The 15,428-nt window shown below is 66.9% G+C and carries 16 protein-coding genes; 8 read left to right on the forward strand and 8 right to left on the reverse strand.

The genetic code is table 11. The features are described 5' to 3' along the window. Positions 1–23 precede the first annotated feature (23 nt). Positions 24–956, forward strand: a complete 933-nt coding sequence (locus tag ACWDOP_RS01045; RefSeq protein ID WP_456343311.1) for an acetaldehyde dehydrogenase (acetylating) — start codon at positions 24–26, stop codon at positions 954–956. After that, complete coding sequence (gene dmpG, locus ACWDOP_RS01050) at positions 953–1,978, forward strand: 4-hydroxy-2-oxovalerate aldolase (RefSeq protein ID WP_456343312.1); 1,026 nt, start codon at positions 953–955, stop codon at positions 1,976–1,978. The genes ACWDOP_RS01045 and dmpG overlap by 4 nt, the downstream gene beginning before the upstream one ends. A gap of 2 nt (positions 1,979–1,980) precedes the next feature. Here the strand turns inward: dmpG and ACWDOP_RS01055 are convergent, their stop codons facing one another. Next, a complete protein-coding gene (locus tag ACWDOP_RS01055) occupies positions 1,981–3,171 on the reverse strand; it encodes an ATP-binding protein (protein WP_454208002.1) in 1,191 nt (396 codons plus the stop codon). A 480-nt stretch (positions 3,172–3,651) separates the two neighbouring features. Between ACWDOP_RS01055 and ACWDOP_RS01060 the strand changes: the two genes are divergently transcribed. From ACWDOP_RS01060 to ACWDOP_RS01070, 3 genes are all read left to right on the forward strand, one after another. Next, positions 3,652–4,251, forward strand: a complete 600-nt coding sequence (locus ACWDOP_RS01060; protein WP_456343313.1) for a hemerythrin domain-containing protein — start codon at positions 3,652–3,654, stop codon at positions 4,249–4,251. Between the two features lie 202 nt (positions 4,252–4,453). Beyond that, positions 4,454–4,777, forward strand: a complete 324-nt coding sequence (locus tag ACWDOP_RS01065) for a DUF222 domain-containing protein (RefSeq protein WP_456343314.1) — start codon at positions 4,454–4,456, stop codon at positions 4,775–4,777. 120 nt (positions 4,778–4,897) lie between these two features. Then, positions 4,898–5,335, forward strand: a complete 438-nt coding sequence (locus ACWDOP_RS01070) for a hypothetical protein (protein ID WP_456343315.1) — start codon at positions 4,898–4,900, stop codon at positions 5,333–5,335. A gap of 193 nt (positions 5,336–5,528) precedes the next feature. On the opposite strand, the gene ACWDOP_RS01075 is transcribed toward ACWDOP_RS01070, so the two are convergent. The 6 genes from ACWDOP_RS01075 to ACWDOP_RS01100 all read right to left on the reverse strand — a co-directional run bounded on the left by ACWDOP_RS01075 (position 5,529) and on the right by ACWDOP_RS01100 (position 12,649). Continuing rightward, positions 5,529–6,275: a ferritin-like domain-containing protein gene (locus ACWDOP_RS01075; protein WP_456343316.1), complete on the reverse strand. Its 747-nt coding sequence runs from the start codon at positions 6,273–6,275 to the stop codon at positions 5,529–5,531. Positions 6,276–6,383: 108 nt separating this feature from the next. Then, the gene (locus tag ACWDOP_RS01080; RefSeq protein ID WP_456343317.1) at positions 6,384–7,025 is read right to left on the reverse strand and encodes a hypothetical protein; all 642 of its coding nucleotides are present in this window, start codon (positions 7,023–7,025) and stop codon (positions 6,384–6,386) included. Positions 7,026–7,210: 185 nt separating this feature from the next. Then, the gene (locus ACWDOP_RS01085) at positions 7,211–10,498 is read right to left on the reverse strand and encodes an arabinosyltransferase domain-containing protein (protein WP_456343318.1); all 3,288 of its coding nucleotides are present in this window, start codon (positions 10,496–10,498) and stop codon (positions 7,211–7,213) included. A gap of 106 nt (positions 10,499–10,604) precedes the next feature. Further along, positions 10,605–11,015 carry a hypothetical protein gene (locus ACWDOP_RS01090; protein WP_456343319.1) on the reverse strand — a complete coding sequence of 137 codons (411 nt, stop codon included), beginning with the start codon at positions 11,013–11,015 and terminating at the stop codon, positions 10,605–10,607. Positions 11,016–11,216: 201 nt separating this feature from the next. Then, positions 11,217–11,999 carry an alpha/beta fold hydrolase gene (locus ACWDOP_RS01095; protein WP_456343818.1) on the reverse strand — a complete coding sequence of 261 codons (783 nt, stop codon included), beginning with the start codon at positions 11,997–11,999 and terminating at the stop codon, positions 11,217–11,219. Positions 12,000–12,049: 50 nt separating this feature from the next. Beyond that, complete coding sequence (locus tag ACWDOP_RS01100) at positions 12,050–12,649, reverse strand: TetR/AcrR family transcriptional regulator (protein ID WP_456343320.1); 600 nt, start codon at positions 12,647–12,649, stop codon at positions 12,050–12,052. Positions 12,650–12,711: 62 nt separating this feature from the next. Here ACWDOP_RS01100 and ACWDOP_RS01105 point away from each other — a divergent pair, with 62 nt between their 5' ends. Continuing rightward, entirely contained in the window at positions 12,712–13,569 is an 858-nt protein-coding gene (locus ACWDOP_RS01105) for an alpha/beta fold hydrolase (RefSeq protein ID WP_456343321.1), read from the forward strand. 17 nt (positions 13,570–13,586) lie between these two features. On the opposite strand, the gene ACWDOP_RS01110 is transcribed toward ACWDOP_RS01105, so the two are convergent. Then, complete coding sequence (locus tag ACWDOP_RS01110) at positions 13,587–14,168, reverse strand: TetR/AcrR family transcriptional regulator (RefSeq protein WP_456343322.1); 582 nt, start codon at positions 14,166–14,168, stop codon at positions 13,587–13,589. Positions 14,169–14,269: 101 nt separating this feature from the next. On the opposite strand from ACWDOP_RS01110, the gene ACWDOP_RS01115 reads away from it, so the two are divergent. After that, positions 14,270–14,770, forward strand: coding sequence for an SRPBCC family protein (locus ACWDOP_RS01115; protein ID WP_456343323.1), 501 nt, complete (start codon positions 14,270–14,272; stop codon positions 14,768–14,770). 117 nt (positions 14,771–14,887) lie between these two features. Continuing rightward, on the forward strand, positions 14,888–15,418 hold the full coding sequence (locus ACWDOP_RS01120) for a hypothetical protein (protein ID WP_456343324.1): 531 nt from the start codon (positions 14,888–14,890) through the stop codon (positions 15,416–15,418). Positions 15,419–15,428: the final 10 nt, after the last annotated feature.

Genomic DNA, 15,428 nt, shown 5'->3' on the forward strand with positions numbered 1-15,428 from the left:
CCGTCTCCGCACGAGGGAGTGTCATGTCCCCGAACAACACCGCCGCGCCGGCCAAGGCGTCGGTCGCCATCGTCGGGTCCGGCAATATCGGCACCGACCTGCTCTACAAACTGCTGCGCTCGCCCCGGCTCGAACCGCGCTGGATGGTCGGGATCGACTCCGCCAGTGAGGGATTGCGGCGCGCGGCCCGGCTCGGACTGGAAACCACCGACAAGGGCGTGGACTGGCTGCTGGATCGGGCCGAGCTGCCCGACCTGGTCTTCGAAGCCACCTCGGCGGGCGTGCACCGCGCCGCCGCGCCCCGGTACGCCGCCGCCGGGATCCGGGTGGTGGACCTGACCCCGGCCGCCGTCGGGCCCGCGGTGATCCCACCGGCCAATCTGCGCGCGCACCTGGGCGCGCCCAACGTCAACATGATCACCTGTGGTGGACAGGCCACGATTCCGATCGTGCACGCGGTCGCGCGGGTGTGCGAGGTGCCGATCGCCGAGATCGTGGCATCGGTGTCCTCGGTGTCGGCCGGCCCCGGAACCCGCGCCAACATCGACGAATTCACCACCGTGACCGCCCGCGGCGTCCAGGACATCGGCGGGGCCGCGCGCGGCAAAGCGATCATCATCCTGAACCCCGCCGAGCCGCCGATGATCATGCGCGACACCATCTTCTGCGCGATCCCCGAGGACGCGGACCACGCCGCCATCACCGACTCGATCCATCGCATGGTCGCCGAGGTGCAGACCTACGTGCCCGGGTACCGGCTGCTCAACGAGCCCCAGTTCGACGCGCCCTCGGTGAACTCCGGCGGCCGGGCTCTGGTCACCACGTTCGTGGAAGTCGAAGGCGCGGGCGACTTCCTGCCCCCGTACGCGGGCAATCTCGACATCATGACAGCCGCCGCCACCAAGGTCGGCGAGGAGATCGCCGCCGCCCTCCCCGGGAAGGACCCGCAGCGATGAGCGATCACTGGGACATCCGCGTCACCGACACCTCCCTGCGCGACGGCTCGCACCACAAACGCCACCAGTTCACCGGCGACGAGGTCCGCGCGATCGTCGCCGCGCTGGACGCGGCCGGGGTGCCGGTCGTCGAGGTCACCCACGGCGACGGCCTCGGCGGTTCCTCGTTCAACTACGGTTTCTCGAAAACCCCCGAGCAGGAACTGATCCGGATCGCGGCCGAGACCGTGACCACCGCGCGTGTCGCGTTCCTCATGCTGCCCGGTGTGGGCACCAAGGACGACATCGCCCGCGCGCGCGACAACGGCGGGACCATCTGCCGCATCGCCACCCACTGCACCGAGGCCGACGTCGCGGTCCAGCATTTCGGGTTCGCCCGCGAATCGGGTTTGGAGACGGTCGGATTCCTGATGATGGCGCACACCGTCACCCCCGAGCGCCTGGCCGCGCAGGGGCGGATCATGGCCGACGCGGGCTGCCAGTGCGTGTACGTCGTCGACTCCGCCGGCGCCCTGGTGATGGAGGGCGTCGGTGACCGCGTCGCGGCCCTGGTCGCCGAACTCGGCGACGACGCCCAGGTCGGCTTCCACGGGCACGAGAACCTCGGCCTCGGCGTCGCCAACTCGATCGCTGCGGTTCGGGCGGGGGCGAAGCAGATCGACGGCAGCACAAGGAGATTCGGCGCGGGTGCGGGCAACGCTCCGGTCGAGGCCCTGATCGGGGTCTTCGACAAGATCGGTGTCAAGACCGGCATCGACTTCTTCGCCATCACCGACGCCGCCGAGGATGTCGTGCGCCCGGCCATGCCCGCCGAATGCCTCCTGGACCGCAACGCCCTGATCATGGGGTATTCCGGCGTCTACTCCAGCTTCCTCAAACACGCTGTCCGCCAAGCCGATCGCTACGGGGTGCCCGCGCACCAGCTGCTGCACCGGGCGGGCGCGCGCAAACTCATCGGGGGACAGGAGGACCAGCTCATCGACATCGCCCTGGAGATCCTGCGCGAGAACGGCGCCGCCTGAGTTCAGGGCCGCAGATTCCACAGCGCGTCGATCGGCACCGCGCGGAACTTCGGCCCGAAGGGCAGGATCTCGGTGCCGGTGTACAGCACGTACCCGGCCAGCAGGTCGTCACCGAGCCGATCCGACAGGTGCCGCAGGCCGCGGAAGTCCTCGCCCTTGACCGTGGTCGCGGCCTTGACCTCGATGGCGATCACCTGGTGCCGGTTGTTCTCGAGGATGATGTCGACCTCGACGTTGTCCCGGGTGCGGTAGTGGTACATGCGGATCTCCTGCTCGGCCCAGGTGAGCTGGCGGGCGACCTCGGCGGTGACGAAGCTTTCCAGCAGCGGCCCCAGCGGCCCGTTGGGTGCGCGCAGAGCTCGCGCGTCCGCGCCGCACAGATGCGTCGCGATCCCGGAGTCGACCATGATCACCTTCGGCGTGCCGACCGCGCGGGTGGTCAGATTCCGCGACCACGCGGGAATCCGCTTGATCAGGAACACCTCCTCGAGCAGGCGCAGGTACCTGGCCACGGTGTCGCGCGGCAGGCCCAGCTCGTTGCCGAGGGTCCCGGGAACCAGCAGCTGCCCCGAGCGGGCGGCGACCAGATTGGTGAGCGCGAACATCTCGGTCGTGCGCTCGATCTCCGACAGCTCCATCACGTCACGGTTGATCAGATCCGAGACATACGAGGAGAAGAACCGCGACCGTCGTTTGCCCACGCGCGCAACGGCTTCGGGGAAACCGCCGCGCACGATCCGCTCGAGGTACCCGTCACGGTTCTCGCTGCCGCTGTACCGCAGCTCGGGACCGTGCGCGAACGCCGCGTCGACGAATCCGTCCGGGGCACCGTCGATCTCGCCCTGCGACAGCGGCCACAGTTCGATGGTCTCGATGCGGCCCGGTAGCGCGTCGGGGACGGTGCGCAGCGCCATCACGTGCGCGGACCCGGTCAGCAGGAACCGCCCCGGCCGCGAGTCCGCGTCGACGGTCTCCTTGATCGCCAGCAGCAACTCCGGCACCCGCTGCACCTCGTCGATCACCAGCGGCCCCGGGCTGATCACGAACTCGCTCGGGTCGTAGATCGCCGCCTGCCGGGTCTCGGGCCGGTCCAGGCTGCGCCAGGTCGCGTCGATCTCCCGCCCGATCCGGGCGATGAGCGTGCTCTTGCCGCACTGACGTGCGCCGTTGACCAGCACGACTCGGGTATCCATCAGCGCCTCGTGTACGGCGGAATGCGCATGTCGAGGGAGGATTCTGCCGATCGGAGACGAAGAGAATGCCGATGTCATAGTGACCATTGTGCCATCATTGTGCGTGTTCTGCCGTACCTGGTATGCGTGATTAGCCGCTACTTGTGTGCGTGTACTGCCGCATCGTGTGTGCGTGTTCTGCCGCTCGATTCGTGCGTGTTCTGCCGCATGGTTCTCGCCCGGGTTGACCACGGGCAATCCCGCCTTCGCGGCCGTGGCCGACACAATCCCCGCCATCTTCGACGCGCCGGAGCCGTGCGCATCGATTCGGCGGGTCGATCACGGGTATGCGCTCGATATCGGCCGACACCCGCGCGGCACGGCGCTGTTCGCACCGAACGGCGCTACAACCGAGGTGCTCGCGCGATCACCGATGTCGTCAGAACGGCGGCGGTGCGCGGCTGTGAACGATCTCGTCCGGATGCCTAGCGGGGAGAAACCGTGGATATCACCGATTTGATTCTCGACGATCATCACGAGCAACGGCGGCTGTTCTCGATGCTGGAACAGATCGACCGATCCGATACGCGGGCGCTCGCGGCGGTCTGGGGCAGACTCGCGAACTTCCTGGAGTTGCATGCTCTCGCCGAGGAGGAGATCTTCTATCCCGCTCTGCTGCAGGTGGGTATCGCGGCCCACCGCACGTCGGGCGTGGAGGACGAGACCCTCGATGCCATCGACGACCACAACGAGATCCGGGACGCGGTCGCGGCGGTCGCACGCCATCGGGTCGGCAGCGCGGACTGGTTCGCGGCGGTGGCCGCCGCGAACCTCGCCAACAGCGACCACATGGCCGAGGAGGAACGCGAGGGCCTCACCGATTTCCGGCGGTTGGCGGCCCTGTCGCGCCGGCATCGGCTGGCTGTCGACTTCGCGGCCTTCGAAGCCCGGCACCTGTCCGGGGTCGAGCCCGTCGATCGCGATCCGGCCGAGTACGTGCGGACGGTCGAGAACGCCGTCGACGACGCCGCCTCCGGGGAGCCTGTGCGGCGCGGCCACGCGGGCGCGCTGAACATCGGCGCCATGAAGAAAACGACCTAGACCTGGTGCGGGTCCGCGCGCGCGTGGATCGCGGACGTCGACGGTTGATCGACCAATTGGTGAGTCGCCAATCGGTCGGTCGACGGCGGAGTTCCGCGTGAACGAGCTCGTCGGCGTTCCGCTGCGTACGGCCCAGCGCGGCACCCGCGTCGATTCCGCGACTGATCGAACATATGTTCTATTTCGCGCTATGCTGTGCCGCGTGACGAAATCTTCGACCGCATTGGCCCCGGCGACGACCGCGCCGGGCTGGCCGGATCTGACCGACGTCGACCTCCTGCGCACCCTCGTCGAAACCGAACGCCGCCGCCGACACCTGGACGCCGCCATGCGCGCGGCGGTCTCCGAGGCCGAGCGCCGCGGCCTGGCCGCGGGCACCGGCTACCGGGACACCGTGGATCTCCTGATCGACCTGCTGCGGATCAGCGCCCAGGAGGCGCAGCGCCGCATCGCGATGGCGGCTCCCGTGGCTCGCCCTCGTCCACGGTCCAGAAAGGTGTGGCGGGTGCTCGCGGCGGCGAGCTGAGCGGACGCGACCCGCGACCCTTCGGCGGCTATCGATCGCCGAAAAGATCTTGGCCCCAAGCGTTCACGTTCTTCCCGGTGCGGTCGATTCATCTATGACCCACTGAATCCGGGAGTCGACATGAACAAGACCCGCCCCCGCACCACCCGTCACCGGATCTGGACACGCATCGCCGCACTATTGGCCGCGCCGACGCTGGTCGGCGCCGCCCTGATGGCCGGCACCGGCCCCGCCGCCGCCCAATCGAACTGCCTGCTGTGGGGCTTCCCCCGCTTCGGCGACGTCGGCCTGACCCAGAGCAACGGCTGGACCGTAGGCTTCCGCGGCACCGGCCTGAATCCCTGGGGCGACGCCGTAGCGACGGCAGGCAACTCCAGAATGACCGGGACCGTCACCTGGCATTCGAACTACGAGTCCCAGGTCCGCTTCACGATCGCCTGGCGCAACGGCCCCACCGGCTACTACGTGGGAAACGTGAACAGCCGCGGCTTCGCGACCGGCAAGACCGGCACGGCCACCTGGGAGTCCTACACGAATTTCCAGTGCCTCTCGGGATAGCACCGTAGCCCGACGCGGTGTCCGCTCACGCCGGGTTCGGCCCAGCATGCCGCCGCGCAGGCTGAATTCGTTCGGGCAGTCGACAACGGTCAGAGCCAACCGTGCGACTGTGCAAGCAGGTCGTCCCCATCCACCGCGATGATTGGTGCGAGAATGATCCCGACCCCGTGGTCGTCGGCCGACAGCGCATCTGTCACTTTTCGAGAAGGCTCCTTGCCGAACCGCTGTCCGTCGTAGCGGTGAGCGTCGCAGCCGTCACGCCCCGGAACAGAGCAACGACGTCACGGATGAAAGCCGTTCGCGTGACGCCCAATTGCCGTAATGCGGGACCATGGTCGAGGGCGACGACCAGGGTCGCACCGATCAGGACGAGCCACCACGCGAACAGCAGGACGAACCGAACAGGCCGCCGCGTCGGAGCGAAGGCAACCTGCAAGCGCTGACAGTGAAAGGGGACGTGGCGAGTTTCGTCGTCGAGAATCCGCCCGGCCACATCGGTGGTGACAGGATCCGTCGTGCCGTCCCGCAACGCGCGGTAGTAGCGCAGCGCGACAACCTCGGCTACAGATAACACCATCAGTTCGAGCCGCAGTCCCAAGGCCCGGCGCAACCATACGAAGATCGCGTCGGTCCAATGGGACGAGACCGTTTGGTAGCCAGCGGAATTCAGTAGATTGCCCAGCAGCCGTGCGTGGTTGATTTCCTCGGCGACGAACAATCGAACAGCCGTCGCATACGCCGGATCGCCGGCTGCGTCGGCTTTACGAATGAGGTTTGCACCGTCACCGCTCTCACCGACCTGAAACCGCTGCACACTGCGAGCCACGACCGGGTCGAGTCGAGCACCCCCGTCCCACCTCGGATCATCGGCCGCGGAACGAGCCACCCTATTGGCTTCGAATTCCGCTGCCCAAGAAGTGAAGTCGCGCAGGCTCCCCATGACATCCTCCCATTCGGACCCATGATCAGGATCGATCTTCGAGCCTAGGAACCAGATGTGCGGATCGGTCGGTCGATTGGTGGAGATCCTGTGTGCTCCGCGGTACCTTCAGCGGAGGAGGGAAACACCGGTCACCCGCATACGATCCGGGTCGAACGTGGTGGTCAGCGGCGGCGTGTCATCGCCGAACGAGAGGCTGATGGTGGTGCTGTCGGGGAACGACACACGCGGACAGCCGGACTCGACCTTCTCCCAGATCAGGACCTGGCGGCCGAACAGAATGCCGGGCTCGCGCAGCCAGACGCGGCAGGACGGGTCGATCATGTTGGTGAAGGTTTCGGTGACAGCGTGCACACGGCGGTCGGGGCCGGGGTAGACGGTCGCGACTCGGCTGTCACCGCCGAACACCGCGAAGAGGAACAGCACCAGAAGCCACGCGGCCAACATGAAGAGGCCGAGGATCGTGGCGAGGGTCATCCACAGCAGCTTGCGATTGAATGCCAGCCGGGGAGCGTAACTTACGAGAACAGCCCACGCGGCCGTCCAGCACACCAGCGAGAACCATGGGTGCAGGAGCTCGAGCCGGTAGTACCGATCCGAATCCGTGAGCGGAGCGGCACCGATTCCTGCCCCGAGTAACACGAGCATGGCGAGAACCCAGATGACGCGCTGTCGGCCAAGTGGCCAAGCCGCAGGCTCGGAAACCGGCTTGGTAGGCCAAGGTTTTTCTCCAGCAGCCTCTTTCGACATCGAACCCTCCCTGTGCGGTAGACCCTCCCCGGCCCGCTCGCGGCCAGCCTATCGGCTGTGACCGAATCAAGTCCGGGCTGACCGCAATCATGAATCGCGCTATCCCGATAGGCGGAGCGGCCGCGCGGCGAGTCGGCCGCCGCACGGTCCTCCTGCCGTGCAAGCCTGTTGACGGCACGAAGCCGTCAATACGAGGTGATGATGTGGCCGGGTGTCCACATGCCCGAGCGCTGAACACCTTCGACCGAGACCTGCGCGGGCCGGGCATTGGGGTCGAGGGGGAGGTACCGCTCGATCGAGCCCCAGTCCCGATCCCAGTCGTCGTTCAGATACGACGGCAGCGCGCGGGAGGTGAACAGCAGTTGGGTCCAGCCGAGCGGACCGCCGCCATCATGGCCCTGCCAGAGGTTGGTGATGGTCGCGCCGTTGCGGTCGGGCAGGATTCGGTACTCGGGGAGACCGGCGACGCCCGCACGTGTGGGAACCAGGTTCTGGCAGGGGAAGTGGAGCCCGACCGCCCAGTCGAGCAGCACGGGAGCGTCCGGGCCGACGAGGTTGTTCAGCGTGGTGGTCTGCGGAACCCGGGGCGGTGTGATCGCGAGCCACTGGTCCTTGCCCAGATCCTTGTCGTCGGCGACGACCCGGACCACGTCGGCCTCGGAAGGCAGCTGGTCGAGCGGCACGCGCAGGTTCCGCCACAGCGGTGAGGGACCGATATCGATCGGCAGGACCTGTCCCAGGGACGTGACGGCGCCGTCTGGCCCGGTGCTGCCGTATTCGAGGTGGAGGTTCTGACCGGGGTGCTCGATGCCGTCGGCGTCGACGGAACGGATGCGGCCGGCGACGGCGATCGCGATGATCTGGCCACGACTTCCGTTGATCGCGGCGGGCAGGCTGTACCAGTCCGTCGTCAGCGTGGCAGGAGCTTGCTCGCTGTCCCGGTAGCTACCGAGCACGGGCGTGGTTGCCGGATCCAGTCCGAACGGCAGCGGAACGCTGCTTCCGTTGACCCCGCTGCCCCGTGACGTGTCCGAACCCGAGCCCGCGGATTTCGCCGCGTCGCGCAGTTTGTCCTGGTCGTCGGAGACCGAGTTCGCTTGGCCGGTAGTAGATTCGACCTCGTCGGAGGTCAATACCGGGGCTACGCCATCCGGGCTGAAGCCCGACGATCCGACACCGGCGAGCCCCGCGCCGATGTCACCGGAGATCGGGCGCAGCATCGCGGCGTTGGGGTCGGTCTCCACCAGCACGTCGTCGGCCATCCCACACCCCCGGGAGAACGCCGCGGAAAGGTTCGAACTCGCCACGGAGTACGAGGGATACTGTGCCACCGCCGCTTTGACGAACGACCCGACCAGGAAGATGACCATTGCCGCGGCGGCCACCGCGAGCACCGGGATCCGGGCCAGCCGGTCCAGAATCGAGCCCGGCTCGAGCCGGGACTGCGGCCGGATGTGGAACCAGGCGGCAGCGATCAACGCCAGCACCGCCAAACCCGCCGCACCGGAAGACAATCCGGTTCCGGCGATCGTCGGCGGCTTGTCCCACCACGGAATTCCCCACGCCGAGACATACCAATAGCCGTTGATGCCAACGAAAGTCAGAGCCAGTGCGAAGAACAGGGCGGCCGCGAACAGTGCGCGATTACGCAGCGGCCGCATGACCCGGGAGCTGACGGCGACGGCGGTGAGCGCGGCCACGCAGGTGGCCAGACCCGCGAATACGCCGAACTGGTGTGTCCATTTGGTGGGGGAGAACATCATCAGTGCCATGGCGGCGAAGGTGATTCCGATGATCCGCCGCGAGGGGCCGACCGCGGTCCCGGGAATGTGGCCGCCACGGCGCAGCATGGTCACCACACAGACGACCAGACCCAGCAGCATCATGAACATGCCGAAGCGCCTGGTCAGCCACCCATCGGCGTTGAGCTGCAACAGATATTGGTACCGCAGGAACTCGAAGAACCACGACTCGCCGGGCTTGATCTGCCCGTGCACGCGGGACATTTCGAGGACGCCGGCCAGGGTTCGATCAGCGAAGATCACGGTCAGCACAACCAGCCCCGAGGCCAGCAGCGGTAGCAGCTGCGGCAGATAGCCGACGAACTTCGCACGCCGCGTGATCAGCGCCGTCACGGTCCGCGCCCCCGCGACCAACGCCCCGAGGCATATCAACCCGGACGGGGCGGCGGTCAGCGTCAGCGCGGCGATGATGATGGCCGTCGCCGCCGGGAGCAACCGCCGGGTGGCGATGGCTCGTTCGACCGACACCCAGGTGAGCATGACGCCCAGCGCGACGAAAGGCTCTGCGCGCAAACCGTTGTTGTAGGGCAGCCAGAAGGCCAGGAACACCAACGCGCTCGTCCAGGCGACGATCCTGCCGCTGCGGACGGCGACGCCCAGGCGGGGAAGGACCTCGCGGCTGATGACCCACCAGGTGATCACCGCGGCGGCCAGGGTGGGCAACCGCACCCAGGGACTCACCGCCGAAATATCGGACATCCACGCGATCACGTCGGTGTAGGGGGTGTAGAACGGGCCCTCGTCCACCCCGAACCACCGGTAGTAGTTGGACATGTAGCCCGAGCTCTGCGAGTCCCGGGCCATGCCGAGGATGTACCCGTCATCGGAGGTGTTCGCGCCGATGAAGTGCCACACCACCAGCACCGCGAACACGACCCAATCGGTAGGGCGAAGCCGCCACCACCGTGTGGGCAGGGAACGTCGCGCGGACCGTTCGTCGCGGCGATCCAGACGATGCAGCGCCACCAGCGAGGTCACTGTCGCGAGCACGCACAGGACGATCACCGTCAACTTCAGCGGCGTCGGCGAAGTGGAATAGCGGGCGTCGACATCGACGTTCACCAGCATCCCGCCGGGCACCGCACCGGTCAGATCGGTGAAAACACCGACGACCTGCGGCCGTATGTCGGAGCCGATCTCGGCCCCCGGACCGTCGATGCCGGCTACCGACACCGCGGCTCGGGTAGTCGAAAGCTCCACCGCCAGTTCACAGTCGCGGTCGCGGACTGATTCCAAGCTTCCCGACCAGAGCAGTGTGCCGCGGGAGACAACGTCGACTCTGCCGCCCCGATCGGCAGCGTCGGGCACGACTTTGACGACGAATCCGTACCTCTCCATGTCCGCTGACTGTCGCGGAATAGTCGACACGGCCACGCCGCCGTCATCGGCGAGTGTCGTCAATGCCGTGCAGGGAATCTGCGCGGACATCGCGGTGGGCGCGTAGGAAACCAGCGGCGCCGCAACACTGTTCAGCGCGCCGTCCTGCGGCCATGAGATGGATGTGGCATCCATGCGAACCGGCAGAAAAGGCACGACGATCGCCAGCAACACCGCGAACAGACCGGCGACCACGGCAACGAGACGGGCCCAGTCCCGTTGTCTTCCTGGCTGTTCGGGGTCGCGCTCGGACTCGTCGATGGACCGCTCCGCCCGCACCCCAATGTCAGCCACGGAGCCCGATGGTAGCCGAATAGTTAGCTCACAAAACGTTCGCGCTTGTCATCACTACTCGCACCTCGAGTTTCTGCTTGCGCAGCGCACTCGACGATGCCTCGAATTACGAACTCGCCCGCCGCATTTTCGTGAAATGCACCGCCGGCTCCCGCGTGATCAACCCGTACCCACCGTCCGGAGTCACCGTGAACGGAGCCGGCAGATACAGCACCGGCAGCACCCCACCGATCAGCGGCCGCTTCTCCCGCACGATCCGATAGCCGATCTCGACCGCTTCGGGCACAACGTCATCCACGATCCCATCGCCGTCACGCTGCACCCGTCGATACGGCTCGAGCCGCACGGTCCGAATAGCCACCCGCGCCCACCGGAAAAGCACACAGTCGCTCGTCCCGGGCCGCGAGTACTCCACCAATCCCACGCCGTCGTCCCAGAAGACGAACTGCTCATCCTCGGTCGAGCTGTGATACCCGGCGTCCACACTCCACTGACCGACGATCTCGTCACCACGCATCGAGCGATTGAATCATCATGTCTGTTGCTTGCGGTCGCGATTGGTCGTGTGCCGCTCGATGCGGGCGCAGGTGCGGGATGTAAGTCCGCTGGTCGCAATAGGTTCGAGCGATGAGCGGATCCAGCGGTGATACCGACTGTCCCAAACCATCCGCGCGTGCCGAGAGGCGTGCACGTCGAGTGCATTTCTACGAACCACGGATCAAGAGTGGGCCTGACAGAAAGCGCGCATCGCGCGGTTGAACTCTTCGGGCCGTTCCAGGTTGCTGAGGTGTCCCGCGCCGGGAATCACAACCAACTCGGCATGCGGGATCGCGTCCTGGAACTGCCGTGCAACCGACAGTGGCGAGCGCACATCCATTTCTCCCCACAGCAACAGGGTGGGCACCGACAGGGTGGGCAGCAGACTTCGCTGGTCGGTCTCGGCCATCAGGGCTAGCTGCTTGCGCATGGTCTCCGGGCGCAGGTCGGCCGCCATCGCGCGCAGCAGAGGTCGGTACGCGGCGGGCGGCTCGCCCGCGAACAGTCCGGACAGGGTCGGATCGAGCTCACCGCGCGGCGTGGCCAGCATCTGACGCGTTGCCTCGACGCGGGCTCGTACCTCCTCAGCGGGCAAGGAGCCCTTCCAGCCCGCGTAGGTGTCGGCGAGGACCAACGTCCGCACCAGGTCGGGATGGCGACGGTAGAACTCCAAGGCGACGGTGCCACCCCAGGAGATTCCGGCGAGGTGCGCCGGGCCGAGCTGCAGCGAGTCCAGGACCCCGGCGAGGCAACGCGCGTAATCCGCGAGGCCGAACCACTCGGGGACATCGGATGAACGCCCCGCCCCGGGCTCGTCCCAGGTCACCACGGTGAACTCGGTTGACAGCCCGTCGATTTGCGGCAACCAGATGCGGGCGTCGTCCCCGGCGCTGTGCAGGAGCACCACGGGCGGCCCCTCGCCAACCCGGTCGCAGGCGATCTCCAGACCGCTGACCCGTGCCATGGCCACGGCTCCACGCTAGACCCTGCTCGGGCATGGTGATATTGCGAGGCTCAGGCGCGGTCGAAGAGTCGGTCGAGGTAGTAATCGATGGCCGCCAGAGCGGCTCGGGGATCGATGACGTCGAACTCGAGCAGCGGGGTGAAGCCGGTCAGTGCGAGCAGGAGGTTCGTCTCGATCGCCGGGTCACGATCCGGGGCAAGGTGGCCGTCCGTGATCGCCTGCGCGATAAGGCGTTCGGTGAGTGCTCTGCCGTCATGCAGTCCCAGGCGTGCCTGCTCGTGCAGCTCCGGGTCGTGCAGCGCTTCGAGGGTGTAGGCAGCGCTCATTCGGCTGGTGGCGCGGGCGTCGGGGTGCAGGGGGAGCATCTCCGTGAGCGTCACGCGCAGCACGTCTCGCGGATGCGGAGGTGAGTCGAGGCGGTCGAGTCCCCGCGCAACTCGCTGTGCGGTCTGCTCGGCAGCGAATTGCATCGCGAATACGAGCATCGCTGTCCGAGAACGGAAATAGTGCTGGACCTGTCCCAGGGAGGCATCGGCCTCGTGGGCGACCTCGCGCATCGTCGCGCGGGCCCAACCCTGTTGTTCGACTACTCGCCACAGTGCGCGCGCGATGGTTTCGCGCCGTTCGCGATGGTCGACCTGTTTCGGCACTCGAACCCTTCCTACGTTTCCATACGTTTGACATAATACAGCTGACTTGCAAAGGAGGCGCGATGCGCACATTCGCCACGCCCGAGCTGGAAGCAACGTATTTCGAGGCCTATGACGCGGTGCTGGCCCAGTGGCCGGTACCGGTCGAGACCGTAGATCTCCCAGGCCGATATGGAACGACGCGGGTCACCTCCGCCGGTCCGTCCGAGGCGCGGTCGCTGGTCCTGCTGCACGGCTACGGCGGCACGTCCGCGATGTGGTACCCGGTCGTCGGCGCTCTGGCCGAGGAACATCGCGTGCGGGCCGTGGACATCATCGGCGAGCCGGGCCACAGTCGGCATACCGGCGCGGCCTTGACGAGCATGGACGATCTCGTGGACTGGCTGGCCGAGACGTTCGATCGCCTCGGGCTACCCGCAGCCGATCTGTGCGGTCAGTCCCTGGGCGGACACCTCGCGTTCCGTTTCACGCTCGCGCATCCCGAACGGGTCCGGCGGCTGGTCCTGCTCGATCCGCCTATGGTATTCGCCGGGCTCAGTGCCGAATTCGAGGAACTGGGCCGAAACCGCAACCCGCACCCCACATTCGAGGCCGCCCGCGCGCTGCTGGCACCGGACGGGCCCGGCAGTGGACCGGCGCACGTGGAGGCTTACTTCGATCTGCTCGCGCACGGAGCCGCGCACTTCCCGGCCTCGCCGATCGTCTATCCGGATCCGCCGGAGGCGCAGATCCAGCTGCCGGTCCCGACCTTGGTCGCACTGGCCGGGGCGAGCCAAGTGCATGATTCGGTGGTGGCCGAGGAAGCCGCGCGGCGTGCCGGGGCTCAGACGGTAGTTCTCCCCGGTGCCGGGCACGGTCTGCTGGCCGACGTCGAACCTGTGCGCGGCCGTGTCCTGGAACATCTTCGGCCGCACGGCTAGTGGCCAGACTCGGTGAGCTACTCGAGAATCTCCAGGGCAAGCGTGCGCGCGGTATCGAGTTCCCGATCGTCGCCGAACAACTCGCGGCGGACATTGCCCGCGGTGAGCAGTGCGTCGAACTTGAAGGCGTCCGCGGACGGATTCGCCGAACCCGCCGCGGCGAACTCCGATTCGAGCAGTTCGAGCCATTCCCGTTTGAGTCGCCGCACCGCGTCCGCCACGGGCCCCCGGCGGTGGCCGTACTCGACCGAGGTCGCGGCGACGAAACAGCCGCCGGGGAACACACCGTCGAGCAGGTACGCGATCCAGGAGTCGACCAGAGCGCGAAGTCTGCGAGCGCCCGGCTCCTCGCTCCAGGCCGGGGCGATGACGGTGTCCTGGTAGATGCGGCGCGCCTCGGCGACGGCCGCCACCTGGATCGCCTCGCGGGTGGCGAACACGGTCAGGATGCCGCTCTTGCTCAGTCCCGTCGCGGTGGCGAGCGCGCCCACGGTGATCGCGTCGAGGCCGTGCGTGGTGGCGATCTCGGCGGCCTTGCGCGCGGCGGTGCGGCGCGTCGCGTCGCCGCGGGCGCGCCGACCGTCAACGGGAGAGACCATTCGACGATTTTATACGACCGACTGGACGTAAATACTCGACCTCCGCTACGTTCGAGACGAGACGTTTACGACCGTTCGATCGCATAGTTCAGGAGTCCGATATGTCAGATCAGTCGCCGTCCGCCGCCCCGGAGTCGTCCGCCGCACCGCTGCTGCAGGACGCCATCGAGATCGGCGCCCCGCTCGAACAGGTCTGGGAACTGGTCAAAGACGTACGCCGGATGGCGGATTGGAGTCCCCAGGTGAGCTCGACGCGCCTGCGGAAGGGCTTCGATCAGGTGGAACTCGGCGCGCAGTTCACCAGCCTCAATTCCGAAGGCGGCTTCGACTGGGTGACCCACGGTGAAGTCGTCCGCTACGAGGATCAGCAAGAACTCGCCTTCCGAATCGAAGAGAACTGGGTCATCTGGTCATACGCGCTCGAGCGGGCAGGGGCCAATGCCACCCGCCTCACCCAGCGACGCGACACCCCGGAAGGCGTTTCACCCCTGTCCAAGCAGTTCACCGAGAACTACCCGGGCGGGACGGAGGCCTTCACCGCGAGCATGCGGGCGGGAATGCGCCAGACCCTGGAGAACATCAAATCCCAGGCCGAGCGCTGACCGATGCGTCACCGATCTCGGCCCCGGATCGAGAGTAGGGGCCTGCGCCCGGAACTGGCCATCGCCGCTCAATGATTCTGTGGTTCACACGATTTCGGTCCGATATCGTAGGCGTTGATGATTTATGAAGAGCGCCACGGGTTCACGGCGAAAACGGTGCTGCTGTTGGTGGGGTTGGCGGTGTTGACCCTGAGTTCGGTCCTGCTGTCGGACGGGGTTGGATTCCTCACGATTGCCGGCATCGCGCTTTTCGGCAGCGGCTTCGTCATGATTCTGCTGAACTCGCTGTCCCGCAAAGTGGCGATTCGAGTCGACCAGGACGGAATCACTCTCGGCGGGCCACCGCTGGATTATCAGAAGCAGACGCAGCGGGTTGCATGGAATGACGTTGCGGTCGTGGCACTCTGGCGGGACCGAACGGGGATAGCGGGCGGCCTCAAGATCGGTGTTCTCCGGATCAGCGCACCGCACCCTGAGACCCGGGCACAAAAGGGCATGGTGTCGTTTGCTTCCGCCATCACCGGTGCGCCGGACGAGCGCCTGCTGCATTGCACTCAGTCGGTGGACGGCTGGCACCTGGACACCGGGGCTCTGAAGTCGGCGTTGCGAGCGTTCGCCCCGCATGTTCGGTTTTATGACCACCGCTGATTTCGTGTCC

The organism is Nocardia sp. NPDC003693, from assembly GCF_053981095.1.

Excerpts from the sequence above, each read along its gene's own strand:
- ACWDOP_RS01075 (WP_456343316.1), bottom strand. The coding sequence starts at position 6,275 with ATGGGGAGCCTGCGCGACTTCACTTCTTGGGCAGCGGAATTCGAAGCC.
- ACWDOP_RS01045 (WP_456343311.1), top strand. The coding sequence starts at position 24 with ATGTCCCCGAACAACACCGCCGCGCCGGCCAAGGCGTCGGTCGCCATC.
- ACWDOP_RS01105 (WP_456343321.1), top strand. The coding sequence starts at position 12,712 with ATGCGCACATTCGCCACGCCCGAGCTGGAAGCAACGTATTTCGAGGCC.
- ACWDOP_RS01120 (WP_456343324.1), top strand. The coding sequence starts at position 14,888 with ATGATTTATGAAGAGCGCCACGGGTTCACGGCGAAAACGGTGCTGCTG.
- ACWDOP_RS01115 (WP_456343323.1), top strand. The coding sequence starts at position 14,270 with ATGTCAGATCAGTCGCCGTCCGCCGCCCCGGAGTCGTCCGCCGCACCG.
- ACWDOP_RS01080 (WP_456343317.1), bottom strand. The coding sequence starts at position 7,025 with ATGTCGAAAGAGGCTGCTGGAGAAAAACCTTGGCCTACCAAGCCGGTT.
- ACWDOP_RS01090 (WP_456343319.1), bottom strand. The coding sequence starts at position 11,015 with ATGCGTGGTGACGAGATCGTCGGTCAGTGGAGTGTGGACGCCGGGTAT.
- ACWDOP_RS01110 (WP_456343322.1), bottom strand. The coding sequence starts at position 14,168 with ATGGTCTCTCCCGTTGACGGTCGGCGCGCCCGCGGCGACGCGACGCGC.
- ACWDOP_RS01055 (WP_454208002.1), bottom strand. The coding sequence starts at position 3,171 with ATGGATACCCGAGTCGTGCTGGTCAACGGCGCACGTCAGTGCGGCAAG.
- dmpG (WP_456343312.1), top strand. The coding sequence starts at position 953 with ATGAGCGATCACTGGGACATCCGCGTCACCGACACCTCCCTGCGCGAC.
- ACWDOP_RS01070 (WP_456343315.1), top strand. The coding sequence starts at position 4,898 with ATGAACAAGACCCGCCCCCGCACCACCCGTCACCGGATCTGGACACGC.
- ACWDOP_RS01095 (WP_456343818.1), bottom strand. The coding sequence starts at position 11,999 with ATGGCACGGGTCAGCGGTCTGGAGATCGCCTGCGACCGGGTTGGCGAG.